This is a genomic window from Paenibacillus sp. P4_E11 (genome assembly GCF_056401635.1).
This window is the reverse complement of the sequence record NZ_JBFUIX010000021.1, coordinates 51,137-69,651: the sequence shown is the minus strand read 5'-3', so window position 1 is coordinate 69,651 and position 18,515 is coordinate 51,137. Positions and strand designations below refer to the sequence as shown.

Sequence of the window (18,515 nt, the reverse complement as noted above, 5' to 3'; positions counted from 1 at the left end):
TGTACCCCAGGAAGGAGGACCCCTTATGCGCATAGGTGAGCTGTTCGTTATGAATGGACTCATTACCGAGGAGCAGCTCGAGCAAGCACTCAAACAGCAGGTGCACACGCGGAAGAAGCTGGGCGAGATCCTGATCGACAAAGGCTTGATTACGGAGAGACAGCTTGTGGAAGTGCTGGAATTCCAGTTAGGTTTCCCGGTCGTCAACATGTTCGAGACTGCACTCGACATGAATACGGTGCAACTGATTCCGGAATCGCTCGCCCGCAAACACTGCGTCATCCCGATCGAACGGAAGAACGGCAAGATCAAGGTAGCGATGGTCGATCCACTGAATTATGACGCGATCGAAGAAATACGTATGGCGACGAATATGAGCGTGCAACCGGTCATTGCCATTCGGTCGGAAGTGGAACAGGCGATTACCCGGAACTACGGCTTGAAGGAATCCGTCGAAGAGCTGATGGTGGACCTCGATAAGCTGGAGATTAAGGATGAGGAGCAGGAGGCGAACGACCAAGGTTCTCCGATCGTCAAGTTGGTCAATCAGATCATTCAGTCCGCCGTGCAGCAGAAGGCGTCCGACATCCACGTCGATCCACAGGAGAAGCAATTAATCGTCAAGTATCGGATCGACGGTGTGCTGCGAACGGAGAAAGCGCTGCCGAAGCATATGCAAGGTGTACTGACCGCGAGGCTGAAGATCATATCCAAGCTGAACATTGCGGAACGCCGCCTTCCGCAGGACGGGCGCATCCAGATGCAGGTCGACAACCGTCGCATCGACATCCGGGTATCAACACTGCCTACCGTGCATGGTGAAAGCATCGTCTTGCGGATTCTCGACCAGTCGGCTGGCGTCAAGAAGATCGCCGAGCTCGGCTTAAGCGAAGTCAATCTGCTCAAGTTCGACAAGATGATCCAACGGCCGAACGGCATCATCCTCATAACGGGACCGACCGGGAGCGGGAAGACGTCTACGCTATATTCCGCATTAAGCCAGCTGAACGGCGACGATGTGAAGATCATTACGGTCGAAGATCCAGTGGAGTACCGGATGAACGGGGTCACCCAGGTTCAGGTTAATTCGCAGATCGGGCTGACATTCGCTTCCGGACTGCGATCCATCTTGCGTCAGGATCCGAACATCGTCATGGTCGGGGAGGTCCGCGACGCCGAGACAGCGGAAATTGCAGTACGCGCCTCGCTCACAGGACACTTGGTGCTGAGCACGATCCATACGAACAGTGCCGTCAGCACGATAAGCCGACTTGTCGACATGGGCATTGATCCGTACTTGATCGCTTCCTCCTTATCATGCATCGTGGCCCAGCGTCTCGTCCGTCGGGTATGCCGTGAATGCGCTCATCTGGCACCTGTCAAGGATGAAGAGCTGAGACTGTTCGAGACGCACGGACTCGTTAGCGCCGAGGAACATCGGCTCGCTCATACGGGTACTGGCGGAGGGCTCGCTCGAACACCAGCGATGAAGCCTGGCGAAAGCGCCATCATGGTGTCGCGCGGCAAGGGCTGCGGGACGTGCAACAAAACGGGTTACCGCGGCCGGCTCGCTTTGCATGAAGTGCTTGTCGTGGACGAGCCTCTGCGAAGGCTCATCGTGCAGAATCGGCCTGTCAATGAGCTGGAGCAGCATTTGTCCCAGTACGGATTCCGGAACATGCTGTATGACGGGCTCATGAAGGTACGCGACGGCCATACGTCCGTAGAGGAAGTATTGAAAGCCGTGTCCGACGAGTAACATCGGTGCTCGCCCTAGGATCAACAATTCACGATATTCGTACGTACTGAGGTGAAACGATCGTGGCGAATTTCGCATACGAAGCCGTGAACGAGAGCGGCAAGAAGCTGAAGGGCAACCTGAAAGCCCAGAACAAGCAAACGGCGATTACAGAGCTCCGCGGCCGGGGGATGATCATCCGCAGCATTCAGGAGAAGAGTGCCACCGCGATGGACAAGGAAATTCACTTCGGCCGTGCGGTGAAGCTGGAAGATTTCGTAATCTTCTGCCGGCAGTTCGCCACCTTGATTCGAGCAGGGATTCAGATCGATCAAGCGATCACCATTCTCGAGGATCAGTCAACGGCCAAGTACTTGAAGATCGCGCTGGGTGACATATCGGAGCAAATCCGCAGCGGTCATAATTTATCGAAGGCGATGGGCGACCATCCGAAGGTATTCCCGGAGATGTTCGTCAATATGATCGCCTCCGGTGAAACCGGCGGGAATCTGGATGATGTGTTGGACCGGATGGCCGACCATTACGAGAAGGAGCACAAGACGGTTCAGAAGGTCAAGTCGGCCATGACGTATCCGATCATCGTATTGATAATCGCAGTTGTAGTCGTCATCTTCCTGTTAATCAAGATCGTTCCTACCTTTGCAGATATGTTTCTCGAGCAGGGATCGGAGCTGCCGATGATTACCAAGTTCGTAATGGCTTCCAGCGATGCCATTGTGGAATATTGGTGGATGTTCCTGGCTGGATTGATCGGACTTGGCTTATTGTTCCGGACATTGAACGCCAAGGAGGAAGGGAAGTATTGGATTGACAGCATCAAGTTCCGGTTGCCGATCTTCGGCATTATCTTGAAGAAAGCCGCGGTGGCGCGGTTGGCCCGTACATTGTCATCGTTGTTCGTGAGCGCCGTGCCTGTATTGCAAGCGTTGGACGTGACGGAGAAAGTCGTAGGCAATCGGGTCGTAGCGAAGGTGCTTCGAGAATCGAAGACGAGTCTGCAGCAAGGTAAGATGTTGTCCGAGCCGTTCGCGACAAGCGGTATCTTCCCGAAGATGGTCGTGCAGATGCTGATGATCGGGGAAGAGACCGGGCAAGTGGACAACATGCTGGCCAAGATCGCAGACTTCTACGAAGCGGATGTGGATCAGAGCGTTGACCGATTGAAGGCTGTCATCGAGCCGCTCATGCTATTGTTCGTCTCCGCCATTGTCGGGGTCATCGTAGCCGCGATCATGAGCCCGATGTTTAAAATGTACGATAACTATTTGTAATCATACAGAGCTTATCGAATCCATCCTTGAAAGGGGGTGAACAAGACAAATGTCACAAGGGTTAACAGCAGGGGATCTTCACACGGTTGAAGCTAGTCAAATGCAAGTACATACTCATACCAATCGAAGAGGTGGGAATTCAATGAACGAGATCGTAATGGACAACAACGGGTTACAAAGGTTGCGCGCACGTAAGCTTTCACTTCGTGAAGTACTGAAGAACGAGAAAGGCTTGACTCTGATCGAGCTGCTCGCGGTTATCGTAATCATCGCCATTATCGCTGCTATCGCGATTCCATCTATCGGATCCATTATCGAGAAGACTCGCATCAACGCACACCGTTCCAACGCGCATATGATTATTGATGCGGCCAGATTGTACGTATCCAACGAGGGTGTATCTTTAGCGGGCGCCGCTACGCTTGATCTGACATTGAAAGACCTGAACGATAAAGGGTATCTGGAATTGATTCCGAAAGATCCATCGAACAAGCCTAATACTTACGTTGAAGGTGCTGCGGCTGCAACGGCAACACCTCCGGTATCGGTGTCCGCACCAGCATCGGTATCGTACGTGCACGTCTCCAAGGACGCCAATGGCAACTTCCAATATCAAGTCACGCTGTTCGGAACTCAAAAATACGCGGATTTGACGTCCGAGGCCAATATCGAGAAGTCCGGCTATGTCGAAGAAAGCAAAACGCCAACAGCACCTACAACACCTTAGCATCAGAGGCTCTAACCCCAACAAGCGCGCCGCCTCGGCGGCGCGTCCTTACTTCAACGCTTAACCTGAGAGGAGTCACCGCAATGTTCGGGAGGAAGACGAGTAAGTATACATACGGGATGCAAATATCGGATACGGATGCCAAGCTAGTGGAAATCATGAACGCCCCCCAGGAAATCGTCGTGACCCAGCGGCATACGATCGCGCTGGATAAAGGCAGTATCAAACATGGAAAATTCATGGACGAAGAGTCGGTCATTGGCCGGATCGAATCATTGGTGAAGCAGGTTGGGCTGCAGGGTGCGAACGTGAACGTTACGGTCCCGATGTCCAACGTCATTCTCCGCAAATCGGTCTTCTCGTCTTTAAAAGATAAAGCGCTTCGCAACATGATCGACGTCGAGCTGCATGGCGGACAGCAGTTGCCGTTCAAAAACCCGGTATTCGACTTCGTTCGGCTCGGTGCCCCGAAGGAGCCCGCAGCGGCTGCTGCCGCTGAAGGCGGCAAGAAGTCGTCCAAGATATCCGCACAGGAGGAAGTGCTTATCTTCGCGACTCCGGCGGATGTGGTCGAGAGCTACACACATGTCGTCAAGAAATCGGGCCTAGTCCCGATAGCCGTGGATCTGGCACCGCTGGCCCTTCATCGCATGCTCGTCCGATCTGCTCGTCAGACCGGTTCCACGTTAAAAGAACGTTTCATGCTTCTACATGTCGAGCCTGATCATGCGGATATCAGCATATTCGTAAACGGCATCCCGGTGTTCTTCCGGTCTATCCAGATCAACACCAGCTTCTTCCTGGACACCGGAACCGATCAGATTGCCGCTTACGGCCGCAACTTGTCCATGGAGCTTGGAAGGGTCATGAACTATTTCCAATATACCGTCTCCACGGATCAGCAGGATGTGCAGCTCATCTACCTGGTTGGCGACCACGAGTGGATTCAGGCGCTCCCCGAACACTTGGAAGGGGCCTTGACCGGTGAAATCGCCGAATTCCCGCTTCAATCCGTGCTGCAAAACGAAGATTCTGCCTGTCATGCCTACGCCGTACCGGTAGGGCTGGCGATGAAAGGGGCCTAATGCGCGATGAGTGCAACGACTGAGCGGATGATGTCGATCGAGATTAATTTGCTGCAGCAGCGGCAAGAGGAACAGACTGGCAGCAGCACGTTGCTGCGAAATGTAGGAATCGCCCTCATCGCCGTTATCGTTGCAGGGATGGGCTGGATGTACGTTCAAATGAAATCGGACATCAAAGCAACGAATGCGGCGCTGGAGAAAGTAAATGCCCAGATCAAGGAAGGGCAGGCGAAGCTGGCTAGCTCGCCGACAGCTGGAGGCGTGGCGGATTTCATAGCCTTGCCGCAGGCGATTAGCTCCTCCCGTCCGAGGGCAACGGAAGTGCTGGACAAGCTTACCGCGCTAATGCCGCTCTCTTCCAACCTGACCACGCTCTCGTTCGGAGACGGCAATACGTTGAAAGTAACCGGCAACTTCGCAACGACCGAAGATGTCGTCTCGTTCATGCAAGCAGCCAAATCGTCCAGCAGCTTCAACTACATCTCAGCGAGCGGAATGACCAAGATTGCGGTTGCAGCGGAAGATAAGAACGCGCCTGTCGCTGCGGATGTACCGTTGCCGGTCATTCAAGCGACGTTCGACTTGCAGTACAAGACGGATACGGGCAAGAAAGGTTGAGGAGAACAAATGGGCATATTGAGCAGCAAAAGAAACCAGATTATTGCCTCCGTCGTGTTAGCGTTAGTGCTCGTGATGGTGTACATCAACTTCATTGCTCCGCTGAAAAGCGAACGGGAATCCAAGGAACGGCTGCTCACGCAGAAACGGAAAGAGCTGGAGACGCTGAACAAACGGTCAGAAGGGGTTAGTGCTCTAGCGGGGGCAGAGCAAGTCAACTTGTCCAAGACGCGCAGCCGTATCCCGGATGTGCCGGATATAGAAGGCTTGATCCGTGATGTACGGATGCTGGAAGTGGTTAGCAAGATGCCGCTCGCCAGCTACAATTTCGAAATAGGCAAGGCTGCGGAGCAACCGGGACAAAGCCAGGCCCAGCCGGCCAAAGCAGGCGATCCAGCGACAGCCGCCCAAGCAGCATTGCAGACGCTAGCCATTCCAATCAAGCTGAACACGACCGCCAGGGGCGACTATCAGCAAATTCACCGGTTTCTGGAGGAACTGGAAACGTCGCAACGCTTGCTGCAAGTAGACAAGTTATCGTTCGCGGTCAAGGCGGCTCCTCCGGTCAAGCTGAATGCAGCGAAGCGGGAAGTGACGGTCAATGTCTCTTTAGTGTCGTACTATGCACCGGGGCTGCAAAAGTTTTTCAAAACACCGCTCCCTGTTCTGTATAGCAAGCCTGAGGGGAAAACGAACCCGCTTTACTAGGTACTAGTCCAATTCGTCCAAGAGGAAGGGAGGACAACGCAGATGAACACGGTGGCACCTGGCACATCACAAGCACTATCGCTCAAGGACCTGCTGCATATTTCTTACGAGTCCCGGGCTTCGGATTTGCACATCAATACGGGAACGGAACCACTCATGCGGCTGCACGGCAAGCTGATGAAAGTGATGGATACCGTGCTTCGCCCGGAAGATACGCTTCGGATGGCCAAGGAAATATTGACGAACGAGCAATACGAGCAGTTAACGAAGAAGGGAGAAGTCGATTTTTCCTTCGAGCTCCCGGGCCTGTCCAGGTACAGGGGCAACGTGTTTAAGCAGAAGCGGTCCATCAATATGGTGTTCCGTGTCCTCTCTACAACGGTGCCGTCCTTGTTCAGCCTGAACTTGCCGGATCTAGTCCGGGAGTTCGCGCACAAGCATCAAGGGCTCGTGCTCGTTACCGGACCGACCGGAAGCGGGAAGTCTACGACACTCGCCTCGATTATCGATTTTATTAATGAAACGCAGAAGAAGCATATCATTACGCTGGAAGATCCGATTGAATATATTCATCCGAGTAAGAACTGCCTGGTCGCGCAGAGGGAAATCGGCATCGATACATTGTCATTCTCCAATGGGCTCCGAGCGGCACTTCGTCAAGATCCCGACGTTATTCTGGTCGGAGAGATGCGTGACTTGGAGACGATTAAGACAGCGATTACAGCAGCCGAGACAGGCCACCTCGTCTTGGCCACCCTGCATACGCCTGATGCGCCACAGACGGTAGACCGGATTATTGACGTATTCCCTACCGAGCAGCAGCGGCAAATCCGTGTTCAACTGGCATCGGTACTCATCAGTGTACTGTCACAACGACTCATTCCCCGGATAGACGGCAAGGGGCGAGCCATGGCGTTGGAAATTCTGATTAATACACCGGCTGTCGCGAACTTGATTCGTCAGGAGAAAATTTATCAGATCAAATCTGTCATTCAGACGAACCGCCAGATCGGCATGCAGACGATGGTATCCAGCCTGAAGCAGCTGGTCGAAGAAGGGTTAATACACCGGGACGCGATCAAGGAATACGAAATGAGCATAGGAGAGGATTAAATGAAACGCAAGCTCGGACGGATCATACTTACAACGCTCGCCGCGGTCACGATGATGACGCAGCCCGCCGTTCTGGTTGGCGCGGCGCAGGGCGTTCAAACGAGCAGTCCATTCGCTCAAGTGCAGGGCCTCGACTATGAAGACCGCAACAAGCAATACGATACGATGACCCTATCCCCGAGTGGGTGGCAGACAGGCATGGTGCTTTCCAAGGAGCCATATGCGGTCGTCACTCAGGCGGATGCCAAGGGAGCGAATGTCCGGATATGGACCGGTGTTATGGCTCGGGATTACAATGATCTCCTTGTGTTCTGGGACGAGATACGGGTGAATGCATCAGGTCGTCTTGAATTCCATGCAACTGATGTAGAGGAGACGATTCATGCTTATTTTGAAAGCCCAACGCAAGAAATGTATCGTACGAAAGCGTACTTGGGCAAGTTCCCTTGGGCGAATATTCCGACCGATGCGGAAGCGGCCCTGTCTGGCAGTTCCAAAGTGTCAGCCGACGGAGCACTGAACGTGTACGGAATCGCCTTCAAGGATCCGAATCGCGCTGTAACAGCCGTACCGGGGTCGGTTAAGAAAGCAACCGACATCCCTGATGTTGTACCAACACTGAAGAAATTCAAGGAGCGAGCCGTCCCGAATGTCCCTCTTGATGCAGAAGCGCACTGGGCCAGGGAAGATATTCTCGACCTGATGAAGAAATCGGTCATAGAAGGGTATGAGGACCAGACGATCCGCCCGGATCGGACGTTATCGAAGGCGGAGTTCGTCACGCTGTTGGTCAAGTCGCTTGGTCTCGATCCGTCCAACATCGCCGTGTCAGGGTATGCGGATCTTGGTTCGCATTGGTCCGGTCCAATGATCGCATCMGCTCAGCGGTTCGGTTTGTTGGACAAAAACCCTGTCGACCTGAATTTCGCACCAGATATGTCGATTACCCGCATGGAGATGGTAGAACTGGTCAGCCGAATTTTGCTGAAGTATGGGGTGACTCTGAAAGACGGGGCAATCTCATTCAACGATACGATTAGCCTGACAGAAGCGAATCGCACCTCTCTGCAAACCGTCATTAACGCCGGAATTGTAGGGGGCTATGAAGACGGAAGCTTCCGCCCGAAAGGTTCGCTTACGCGAGCGGAAGCCTTCAAAGTAGTGTCACGAGTAATTCATCTATTATAAAGCCTGAAGGAGTGGAATGAATGAGGTGGTTACACAAGTTCAAGAGGATGAGCTCCATCGTTCTTGCTGGGATGCTGCTGACGGCCATTGTTCCGCCAGCGGGCGCTGCAGGTACGGATTCGACGGTGGACAACGGATGCTTGTCGATGGTAGGGGCCGGGAGTGTCCCTGTGACGAGTATTGAACGCAACCAAATGGTGACGATCAATTACACGCTCGATCCGAACGGTACCCATACCGTTACGCTGAAGCGCGACCCGGTCGATGTGGCGTTTGTTGCCGATGTGTCAGGCAGTATGGATTACTACATGAACAAGAATGACAATCGCACGCCAGTTCGGATCGATATCCTGAAACAGGCATCCCGAACGTTAACGGAGAAGTTCAAGACGGTCAATATGAACGATCGGCTCGGGCTGATCAAGTTCAGCGACACTGCTTCGAAGGTCAAGGACTTGACGACCGATTATCAAAGTGTGCAGAGCGCGATCAATAGCTTCGATGCGGGCGGCAGCACGAATATTGACGATGGCTTGACCAAGGCGAAGAACATGTTAACCGCTGCCGATACGAAGCCGATCAAGCAGGTGATCCTGCTGACCGACGGCAAGGCTACGGCTTGGACAGATGAGAACGACCGCAACAAGCAAAAGAGTGGCGAAGTCAGCTCCGCCAACGCAGCGAAGGCATCGGCTGATGCACTGGCTGCTAGCCACATCAAAGTGTTCACGATTGCTCTTGCGCTTCCGGGCTCCGACGAAGTCGATTTGGACCTGCTGCAATACATCGCCGACAAGACAGGGGGTGTTGCTTACCAAGCGAGCTCCACTGCTGAGCTGGCCTCCATCTTCGATAATATTACGAAGACGATCGAAGCCCCGGCCAAGCTGTCGAGCGTTGTACTCCGCCAGCCGATTCCGGAAGGATTCATTCTCGCGCCGGAGGGTAACGCTTCGAACGTTTCTTACGACCCGGTCAAGCATGAAGTTGCGGTGTACGTGGGCGACATTCCGTTTCCATTCGATCAGGACAAGATTGACCTTGCCGTGAAGCTCATTCCGGAATCGGCAGCCGGGGAATATCCGATTCAGGATGCGAAGGTCACATACAAGGATGCATGCGACGCCAATCAGCAGTTCAACATTAACTTCGGCACATCGTTCTCGGTCAGCATACGTGTCATCGATAAATACGGCAACATCTATCTGGGGAACACCCAGGGTGAACTGCAGCGGCTGCGAACTGGCGACAAGGAAAAGCAGTGGACGATCGATGAGACGAATTCAGCCGTGACCGACATCAAGTTCGAGGACCCGGATCAGCATTCGATTGTGCTGGTGTCGTATAGGGACGGTACGAAGTCCCGCTGGGATCTCAAGCCGACAGCTCCTACCGGATTCGTTCTGAAGGATGCGAGTGGCGCGGTCATTTCGGATGAGGGCTGGCACCAAGGACCTGGAACGATCAGTGCGTTCACTGGCTCGAAGCTCATGCTGCCCGAATCGACGGTGTATGCCAATGAAGATTTCACGACCCATTATATCGCCGGCTTCCAATACCGGATCGGGAACGGGGAATGGCTTCCATTCAACAGCGCCACGGGGGTTGTGTTGCCAGATGGCAAAGACATCAGCCTCAATGCCAGGGCTTATACAAACTCGATCAGCGCCAGTGCAAACACCCCCATTCTTGGGGCGGTAGCTGCCGGCAAGGTATCGCTGGACAGCTCGGGGCCGATCATTAGCTGGAGCAAGACGAGCGGTGACCCGTCGGAAGATGCGGAAATTACGATAACCGCCACGGAAACGCTCAGTCCGGTAACCAACATCAAGGTATGGTTTGACGGCAAACCAGCATCTGCTATTACAGCAGGAGCGGGGCGCATGATCCAAATCGGTAATACGTATACATTCTCATTCAAGCTAAGTGATGTACCTGGGTACACGCAGGCGGATAGCCGGATCGGATGGCATCAGATCGAGTACGAAGCGACTTCAGCCGGCGGGACGAGCAAGACGAATCCGGACTACTTCGTAGTCAATCCCGGACCGACTGGCTCTCTTACTCCGGTAGACTATACGGTTGGAACAGACATTGCTGACCGTCCTGTGACGATCCAAGTGACGGCAAGTCATCCGGTAGTCGCCAAGTATGCCAAACCGGCATTCACGGTTAAGGATAAGTACTACTTGATCAAGTCAGATGCGAGTGCACCTGAGGATACGGCTGCATGGAAGAAGCTGCCTGCCTCGCGATTCACGGTGACGACAGAGCCGAATACAACTGTCGGTACGTACTACGTGTACCTGAAGCTGGTCGATGATCAGGGGATTTCAACCGTAACGGGTCCTGTCGTGATCGCCTTCGATACTGAGCAAAATCGTTATTAAGAAGAGGGATGCAGGTGAACGGCGAACAACGCTCAGCACGACTTACTAGTAACGAAGATGGGCTGTCGCTTGTGGAAATCTTGATTGCGGTCACGATCATGGCGATTCTCAGCGTTACGCTCATGGGCTATTTCACCTCCGCCATGGATAAGTCAGCGGAGGAGAGCCGGCGGATCATCGCAGCGAACCTGGCACGATTGAAGGCAGCGGAGCTGCGGGATCATTACAAGAGCGGATACGACGAATCGGTTGCTGCAGTAATTGCCAGCACATCCGCTCCGAAGTATTCAGGGAACAGCTCCCAGCCAGGCGGCTCTGATTTGTTGAACAATCGGTTGAACGCTACTGTTATTAACGGAACGACCTATCGCTACCTCGTCGAACTGGACAACAGCTCCAGCCGATGGGATGCGACCGACTCGTTCCGTGACCGCTCCGACCAATATTTGGCCAAAATGCTCGTTACGGTCTACTGGTCGAATGAGGAATCGTTCAGCCCTCCGGCGAAATCGTCGACAACGCTAGATACTTACATCGTTAAAGGATGGTAACGCCGAATGCGGCCAAATGAAAAAGGCATGACCTTGATTGAGTTGCTGGCGGCTCTATTCATCTTCGGCATGGTGGCATCGATTCTGTATTCCTTCATGCTCATGGGTGTCTCGATGTACAAGCGGGTTACCGTAGAGACTCAGATGCGCAACCAAGGGGATGCCCTCTACGGCCAGATCATCTCCGAGCTGAAGGATGCGATCTATGTGCAGCAAGTAGGGTCCGAGGACAAATTGATTCGGTATGCCAAACGATCCCAGGATTCGAAAACGTATATCGAGTTATATGAGATGGAGCTGCTGCCGAACGCGGACAACGGGGGCAAAATCGAGGTGCGAGCAGCTGGCGGCACTGCACCTGAGAGGGTGTTTCAGTTGGGCAGCCGGTTCACGATCAGCGACGGCAGCTTGAGCGAGGCGAGTCCGAGTCATGACCGGGTCCAAGTGAAACTGACATATGCACGAAGCAATGCCGGATCGTTGAAAGCAGCAGACAGCCCGAAGTTGGAGATCGATTCGCAAATTCCGTTGTTCCGCAGCGACTAAGGAAAGTTAAAAGGAAAGTTAAGTAGAAAGGAACGATCGCACATGATGCATCAGGCCGACACTGCCCAGCGACGCGGAACTGGCAATGAGGAAGGCTCAGCTCTGGTCATTGCTTTGCTGGCTGTCGTTATGATGACGATCCTCGGCCTTGTTTTGATGGAAGTGTTGCGTGGCGGAGCGATCCAGGCAGCTACGTCGGAAGCAAGCATTCAGGCCGAGGCGATTGCCCAGAAAGGCTTGGACGATACGCTGGCCCAGATTCGAGGCGCTGTCGCTTATGGCGAAACACTAGGCGGGAATGACTATCGCAGCAAGATTGTGAATGTACAGGAGCAATTGACTGCGATCCTTCCCAACATCGATAAGCATGTGGGCAGCGATCCCGATCATCCGAGCGACAACGATGGGGAGGTCGTATCGGCACGCAAGGGAACGTACAGGATCGATATTGTATCAGCTCAGACGATGAGCAATCCGGAAGCTGAGGGGAAGCCGATCACATATCCCGATTTTCCATTCGTCCGCAAGTTCGATATCAAGTCTCGGGGTATGGTGGAAGGCAATCCGGACAAGCTGGTCTCGAAGCAGATGACGGTGTACGTCAGTACGATTAATCCTGTATTCCGGTACCCGGTATCGTCAACGGGTGATCTCAAGCTGAACGGAGCACCTTACGTAATAGGAGATATCCTCGTAAAAGCTGGGAATGTTCATGTTCGGGATGAGGCGTTGTTCATCGGCAATTCGCGCAGTAAGTACGGGGTAAAGACCGAGCTGCCCGCCATTCGGGGCTTTATCCGGGTAGATGGTGATGGGATAGATGGTGAGCCGTTGAAATACAATCTCTCGCAGTCTAACGGGTCTACGGAAAATGTGCCGATTGCCGATTCGAACGATAAGCTGGAACCGAGTTACTTCGCACCGCAATACTTTCCGTTGGAAGATCCGACGTTAGATTCCGATGTAGCAGTCGATATTGAAGGCTATGTTCATGACAAGACGGTTACCCGGACGAACAGCACCCTTGCGACCATGCTCGGCGGATTCGAGGAACCGGACCCCAGTATGCTTGACCTGACATTATTCTACAACTTGAACAAAAGCACGTTATTCAACAACCAATGGGTGACGGTACAGGGCGGAGTTCTCGTGAAAAATACGGCCTCTCCTACCGCGCAGTCGGATTTGTTCGTCAACAATGGGGTGTTGGCGATGGCTGACGCTTCCACGAACCTGACGATTCAACGGGGCTCGCTGTATGTGAGAACGCCAGATCGGAACCTGATCGCTGCTGATCTGCGGGGCAAGCTGACGCTTGACAGTGGGCAGTTCATGGCTGTGGACGGGAACGTCATCTTGAATGACGGATTCGAGTTCCCACAAGGCAGCATGTACATCAAGGGTGATTTGAAAATTATCGGCGATATTCCCCGGCTTCAAGGGACGGTCTATGTAGACGGCAACGTGGAGCTGAAGGAGATGCGATCGATTAACAAGATGAGAACTGGGGATACGGCGCAAATTCCGCTCATTGTAATCGCATCGGGGGAAATTGTATTGGGCAACAACACAAATGAGGGGGATGAAGAAATCCGGGCTTTCTTTTATTCCAAGAAGAGTATGAGGCTGTATGGCGTCATGTCCAAGCTGAATTTGACCGGAGGCATTCACGGTGGCACAGGCGTGGAGTTGAATGCAGTTAGAGGCGATATTACCAACGGTATTGGAAGCCCAGTGAACGCATATTCCGGAAGTCCGGCTTGGTCCGGTGCGGTTCCTGACGTGCAGTTGGACAAGCCTGTGAATTCTTCGCGTTTACACATCGTTTACGATAACAATCTGTTCGACTTGCCCCCTGACGGGATTCCGACGACGAAAGCGTTCAATGTGTTTGTCAAGGACATCCAGTTCAGCCAATAAGGTGGCGGCAACCATTCATGAAGGAGGAACTCCCTATGTCATTCAACATCTTAGTTGTGGACGACACCAAGTTTATGCGGAAAATGTTGACCGATATATTGAAGCAATACGGCCACGAAGTGGTTGGGGAAGCGGAGAACGGTCGTCAAGCCGTGCAGCGCTATGAGGAGCTTCGTCCGGATGTGGTGCTCATGGACATCACGATGCCGGAGATGGACGGAATCGATGCGATGAAGGAGATTCGCCGGATCGATGCGGATGCTGTCGTGCTGATCTGCTCCGCCATGAGCCAGCAGGATCTCATCTCGGATGCGCTCAAGGCAGGCGCGAACGGCTATGTGATGAAGCCATTCAAGCCGAATCGCGTGAACGAAATTGTCCGCAAGTATGGGTTCCGACGCGCGACTAGTCAAGCAGCTATGCCCGAGGTGGAGCCGCTCGTGGTGGAGGAGCTGCGGGAGCTTGTGCAAGAGCCGGAGCCGCTGGTGGTGGAGGAGACGTTGGAGCTGGTGCAAGAGCCGGAGCCGCTGCTGGTAGAGGAGCCGCTGGAGCTGGTGCAAGAGGCGGAGCCGCTGGTGGTGGAGGAGCCGCTGGAGCTGGTGCAAGAGGCGGAGCCGCTGCTGGTAGAGGAGTCGCTAGAGCTGGTGCAAGAGGCAGAGCCGCTGCTGGTGGAGGAGACGTTGGAGCTGGTGCAAGAGCTGGAGCCGCTGGTGGTGGAGGAGACGTTGGAGCTGGTGCAAGAGCTGGAGCCGCTGCTGGTAGAGGAGTCGCTGGAGCTGGTGCAAGAGCTGGAGCCGCTACTGGTAGAGGAGTCGCTGGAGCTGGTGCAAGAGCCGGAGCTGCAGTTGGTGGAGGAAACGTTGGAGCTGGTGCAAGAGCCGGAGCCGCTACTGGTAGAGGAGTCGCTGGAGCTGGTGCAAGAGCTGGAGCCGCTGGTGGTGGAGGAGACATTGGAGCTGGTGCAAGAGCTGGAGCCGCTGGTGGTGGAGGAGTCGCTAGAGCTGGTGCAGGAGTCGGAGCCGCTGGTGGTGGAGAAGACGTTGACAGAGCTCGTCCCTAGTGAGATGAACGAGACTACGCTACCTCTGACTATACTGGATAGACCAGCGGCGAGGTCAGATTCGGATGAGGTAGGCGCTGGCGCTGGACAACCAGCAGAGTCGGAATTAGAGCTTAGCCTGGAGCAGTTGAACGATATTACGCTTGAAATGGCCCAACATGTGCCGGAACCAATGATCGAGACGGATCAGAGTGCGGTCAGCTCAAATAAGTCACAGGAACTTGTCGAATCAGGCAAGCGAGGCTTCAAGGCGGTAGATGGCGGCAAAATCATTAACTTATTCAGGGGGAATGAACCGATGAAAAACTTCACCAGCAGCTACATGTGCAATTGGAACGAAGAGGTTAGTGGGGAGATGTCGCAATTCCTGGTTATTTGCACGGAAAGCGAGAACAAGATTGCGATTGAAATGACGGTCAGCGGGAACCAGAAGCAGACGATTAACCTGTCGATTGATGGATTCAATCAGCTAGGCGCCTGGCTCCAGGATAAGCTTGGCAATGCACCGATGAACATGCGCGAATTAGCCAAGAAAGCAGATTAGCGACAAGTGCAATTCGCACGTCCAGCGAGGCTGCAAGCCGAAAAAATCGGCTTACAGCGCCAGCCCGCACGTCCAGCGAGGCTGCAAGCCGAAAAAATCGGCTTACAGCGCTAGCCCGCACGTCCAGCGAGGCTGCAAGCCGAAAAAATCGGCTTACAGCGCTAGCCCGCACGTCCAGCGAGGCTGCAGGCCGAAAAAATCGGCTTACAACGATGCAGGTTGCCAATTCACGAGCTGTAAGGCCGATTTTCGGCCTTGGAGCGCCACGTGCTGCAGGTTTACGAGCTGTAAGGCCGATTTTCGGCCTTGGAGCGCCACGTTCTGCAGTTTTACGAGCTGTAAGGCCGATTTTCGGCCTTAGAGCGCTACGTTCTGCGGTTTCACGAGCTGTAAGGCCGATTTTCGGCCTTAGAGCGCTACGTGCTGCGGTTTTACGAGCTGCAAGGCCGATTTTCTGCCTTAGAGAGCCCATCCACGCTACGAACAGGAGGCGTCCACCATGGACTTACAAGTATGGGCCGTCATCGTCCCGCTGTTTATCGCCGGCACATTGTTCGGCTCATTCTTCAACGTAGTAGGGATACGGGTGCCGAGAGGGGAGTCGATCGTCCATCCTCGTTCAAGCTGCGGAAGCTGCAGCCGTCAACTGAACGCCATCGATCTGCTGCCCATCTTGGGCTGGTTGATTCGCCGAGGCCGATGCCGTTCTTGCGGGGTACGAATCTCACCCGTGTATTTACTCGGCGAGCTAGCCGGAGGGTTGCTATTCGCGGCTCTTCCGTTCCTCGTTCGTCCCGAAGAGCTATGGATCGCCTATCCGCTTGTGTCGGTTCTGCTCATCCTAACGGTCAGTGATTTGAAATACATGCTGCTGCCGAACAAGATCATTTATCCCGCAATGCTGCTATTCACGGGGATTCGGCTGTTCGTTCATCCACTGCCGCTGTGGCACTATGCGGTCGCTTTCTTCGTAGGCGGGGGTATCCTGCTGGGTGTTTCAATGGTAGCAGTTATGCTGGGTAAACCGGCTATGGGCTTCGGAGACATCCGGTTGATGGCATTGGTCGGGCTTGTGATAGGGATCAAGCTTGTCCTGCTCTGTGTATTCGTATCCGCCCTGCTGGGCAGCGTCATCGGTCTGGCCCTTATTGCTTCGGGGAAGCTGGACCGAAGGTCGCCAATTCCATACGGTCCTTTTATAGCAGTTGGCAGCTTGGTCTGTTTGTGCTTCGGAGATCGATTGATGAATTGGTATGTCGACCTCATCATCTGGTAATAACGACAAATACGTGTAAAGAAAGGTCGATGATCCATGGAGTGGTTCCGGTCCCAATCGTTTCGAGCCAAGCTGCAGCTAGGCTACTACGGAATCGTAGGTTTCTATACCATTATTATCCTGATTCTGATGCTCACTGCGAATGTTTCTGTCCTACTCGGACTCGCCTCCTCCCTGATCCTGATGATGGTTAGCTTCCCCTATGTGGGATGGCTGGAGAAAGCGTTGACCGAGCCCATTGACAACGTATCGCGCGTCGCCATGAACATTGCGAAGGGGGATTTCACGCAGACGGTGGAAGCGAACTCCAAGGATGCATTGGGGGAAATGGGGCGTTCGTTCAACGCCATGATCGTCAAATTGAAGGAGCTGCTGAATGAGACGACTTCGATCTCCAAGCACGTGGCCGACTCGAGCCGGGATATCTATTTCAAAAACGAGGGCATCAATTCAATGCTCATCGAAGCGACCAGTTCGGTCACGACATTAGCTGCAGGTGCGAACGAAATATCGGTAGGCGTATTCAAGGGTTTCTCGGTTGTGAAGGACATTGAGACTAAAGTGACGGATTACGTGGGTTCGACCAAGGAAATGAACCGGAGGTGCGGTCAAACGCTGGAAATGGTGCAGCGCGGAATGAAGGCGGTAGAGAGCCAAGCAGAGAGTGTGAAACACAATGTTATTGCAACGAGTAACGTGTCGGGTACGATTGACGAACTGGTGAAGGAAGCGGCCGGGATTAGTCAAATTACAAGAACGATCTCGGAAATAGCCGAGCAGACAAATCTGCTTTCATTGAACGCCTCTATCGAAGCGGCGCGAGCTGGAGAGCATGGAAGGGGCTTTTCTATCGTAGCCCTTGAAGTCCGCAAACTTGCAGAACAATCGTCCCGATCCGCCAAGGAAGTGTTCCATCTGGTGCGCAACATCGAACACAGCATTCGGCAAGCTTTGCAGAACATTCAGATCAATGAAGACATCGCCAAACGACAAAGCCAATCGATCGAGGAAACCGAGAAAGTATTCGGCCAGATGGTAGAGAGCATTCAGTTCATAACGGAACGGATGAATGAATTCACGGGGGAAAGCCAGAAAATGCTCAACGCCGCACAAGTCATAACCGGGACAATGGAAAATATCTCGGCAATCACACAGCAATCCGCTGCCGGGACTGAGCAAGTATCAGCATCGATGGTCGAACAGACGCGTTCGGTCAAAGCGGTCGTGACGCAATCCGAACAAATGCTGCGGATGGTGACGCAATTACAGCGCACCATTCAAATTTTCAAGCTGTAAGATTAATAGTTGTGGAGATCCAATAGTAATGCAGTAATAATATTCCTACATATACGATGGCGGACAGGCGGGATAGCCGGAGAATGAACAGTCGCTTCCCAACTTTGGCTGCTAGGAAGAAGAGGGATAAGGGAAGCACGATCTTGACGCCATAAAACGCGATGTAGCTGTAGTCATACAGGTAGCGCATAATCGGATTGGCTTCATCAATCCATTGATGCCTTAAGCCGATATCCGTCAATATGGCGTCGAGAAAGCTAGCGATGCAGATAAAAGCGATTAGAAACCGATTCAAAGGTACCACTCCTTTTTTCGGTAGAATGAAGCAGGTTGAGGTAGTCAATGCGGTTTGATCAGTCTTAGTATATCCGGTTTTCCACGAATTGTATGTGGCTACTTCGTATCATTTTCGTACATTCAATACACGAATCATACATGTATGACCCGCCGTTCTGGCTACAGG

At 53.4% G+C, this 18,515-nt stretch carries 15 protein-coding genes and 1 pseudogene; 15 read left to right on the top strand and 1 reads right to left on the bottom strand.

Going from position 1 to position 18,515, the window contains the following annotated elements:
• Positions 1–25 precede the first annotated feature (25 nt).
• From AC1DWB_RS11005 to AC1DWB_RS10935, 15 genes and pseudogenes are all read left to right on the top strand, one after another.
• Positions 26–1,759 (top strand): GspE/PulE family protein, encoded by a 1,734-nt coding sequence (locus AC1DWB_RS11005; RefSeq protein WP_477541099.1) that lies wholly within the window; start codon positions 26–28, stop codon positions 1,757–1,759.
• Between the two features lie 62 nt (positions 1,760–1,821).
• Complete coding sequence (locus AC1DWB_RS11000) at positions 1,822–3,030, top strand: type II secretion system F family protein (RefSeq protein WP_477541098.1); 1,209 nt, start codon at positions 1,822–1,824, stop codon at positions 3,028–3,030.
• A gap of 142 nt (positions 3,031–3,172) precedes the next feature.
• The gene (locus tag AC1DWB_RS10995; protein ID WP_477541097.1) at positions 3,173–3,757 is read left to right on the top strand and encodes a prepilin-type N-terminal cleavage/methylation domain-containing protein; all 585 of its coding nucleotides are present in this window, start codon (positions 3,173–3,175) and stop codon (positions 3,755–3,757) included.
• Positions 3,758–3,840: 83 nt separating this feature from the next.
• Positions 3,841–4,842 (top strand): type IV pilus biogenesis protein PilM, encoded by a 1,002-nt coding sequence (pilM, locus tag AC1DWB_RS10990; protein ID WP_477541096.1) that lies wholly within the window; start codon positions 3,841–3,843, stop codon positions 4,840–4,842.
• Between the two features lie 6 nt (positions 4,843–4,848).
• Positions 4,849–5,460: a PilN domain-containing protein gene (locus AC1DWB_RS10985; protein ID WP_477541095.1), complete on the top strand. Its 612-nt coding sequence runs from the start codon at positions 4,849–4,851 to the stop codon at positions 5,458–5,460.
• An 18-nt stretch (positions 5,461–5,478) separates the two neighbouring features.
• A complete protein-coding gene (locus tag AC1DWB_RS10980; protein ID WP_477541094.1) occupies positions 5,479–6,168 on the top strand; it encodes a hypothetical protein in 690 nt (229 codons plus the stop codon).
• 42 nt (positions 6,169–6,210) lie between these two features.
• Complete coding sequence (locus AC1DWB_RS10975; protein WP_477541093.1) at positions 6,211–7,281, top strand: type IV pilus twitching motility protein PilT; 1,071 nt, start codon at positions 6,211–6,213, stop codon at positions 7,279–7,281.
• Positions 7,282–8,469, top strand: coding sequence for an S-layer homology domain-containing protein (locus AC1DWB_RS10970; RefSeq protein WP_477541092.1), 1,188 nt, complete (start codon positions 7,282–7,284; stop codon positions 8,467–8,469).
• A 20-nt stretch (positions 8,470–8,489) separates the two neighbouring features.
• Positions 8,490–10,859 carry a vWA domain-containing protein gene (locus AC1DWB_RS10965; RefSeq protein WP_477541091.1) on the top strand — a complete coding sequence of 790 codons (2,370 nt, stop codon included), beginning with the start codon at positions 8,490–8,492 and terminating at the stop codon, positions 10,857–10,859.
• 14 nt (positions 10,860–10,873) lie between these two features.
• Positions 10,874–11,410: a type IV pilus modification PilV family protein gene (locus AC1DWB_RS10960; RefSeq protein ID WP_477541090.1), complete on the top strand. Its 537-nt coding sequence runs from the start codon at positions 10,874–10,876 to the stop codon at positions 11,408–11,410.
• A 6-nt stretch (positions 11,411–11,416) separates the two neighbouring features.
• The gene (locus AC1DWB_RS10955; RefSeq protein ID WP_477541089.1) at positions 11,417–11,956 is read left to right on the top strand and encodes a type II secretion system protein; all 540 of its coding nucleotides are present in this window, start codon (positions 11,417–11,419) and stop codon (positions 11,954–11,956) included.
• Between the two features lie 42 nt (positions 11,957–11,998).
• The gene (locus AC1DWB_RS10950) at positions 11,999–13,876 is read left to right on the top strand and encodes a hypothetical protein (protein ID WP_477541088.1); all 1,878 of its coding nucleotides are present in this window, start codon (positions 11,999–12,001) and stop codon (positions 13,874–13,876) included.
• 35 nt (positions 13,877–13,911) lie between these two features.
• Positions 13,912–14,262: pseudogene (locus AC1DWB_RS10945) on the top strand (response regulator); the annotation flags it as partial.
• 1,717 nt (positions 14,263–15,979) lie between these two features.
• On the top strand, positions 15,980–16,756 hold the full coding sequence (locus AC1DWB_RS10940; RefSeq protein ID WP_477541087.1) for a prepilin peptidase: 777 nt from the start codon (positions 15,980–15,982) through the stop codon (positions 16,754–16,756).
• Positions 16,757–16,792: 36 nt separating this feature from the next.
• Positions 16,793–18,052, top strand: coding sequence for a methyl-accepting chemotaxis protein (locus AC1DWB_RS10935; RefSeq protein ID WP_477541086.1), 1,260 nt, complete (start codon positions 16,793–16,795; stop codon positions 18,050–18,052).
• Here the strand turns inward: AC1DWB_RS10935 and AC1DWB_RS10930 are convergent.
• The gene (locus AC1DWB_RS10930) at positions 18,042–18,347 is read right to left on the bottom strand and encodes a DUF5658 family protein (RefSeq protein WP_477541085.1); all 306 of its coding nucleotides are present in this window, start codon (positions 18,345–18,347) and stop codon (positions 18,042–18,044) included. The two genes, AC1DWB_RS10935 and AC1DWB_RS10930, sit on opposite strands and share 11 nt — an antisense overlap.
• Positions 18,348–18,515 lie beyond the last annotated feature (168 nt).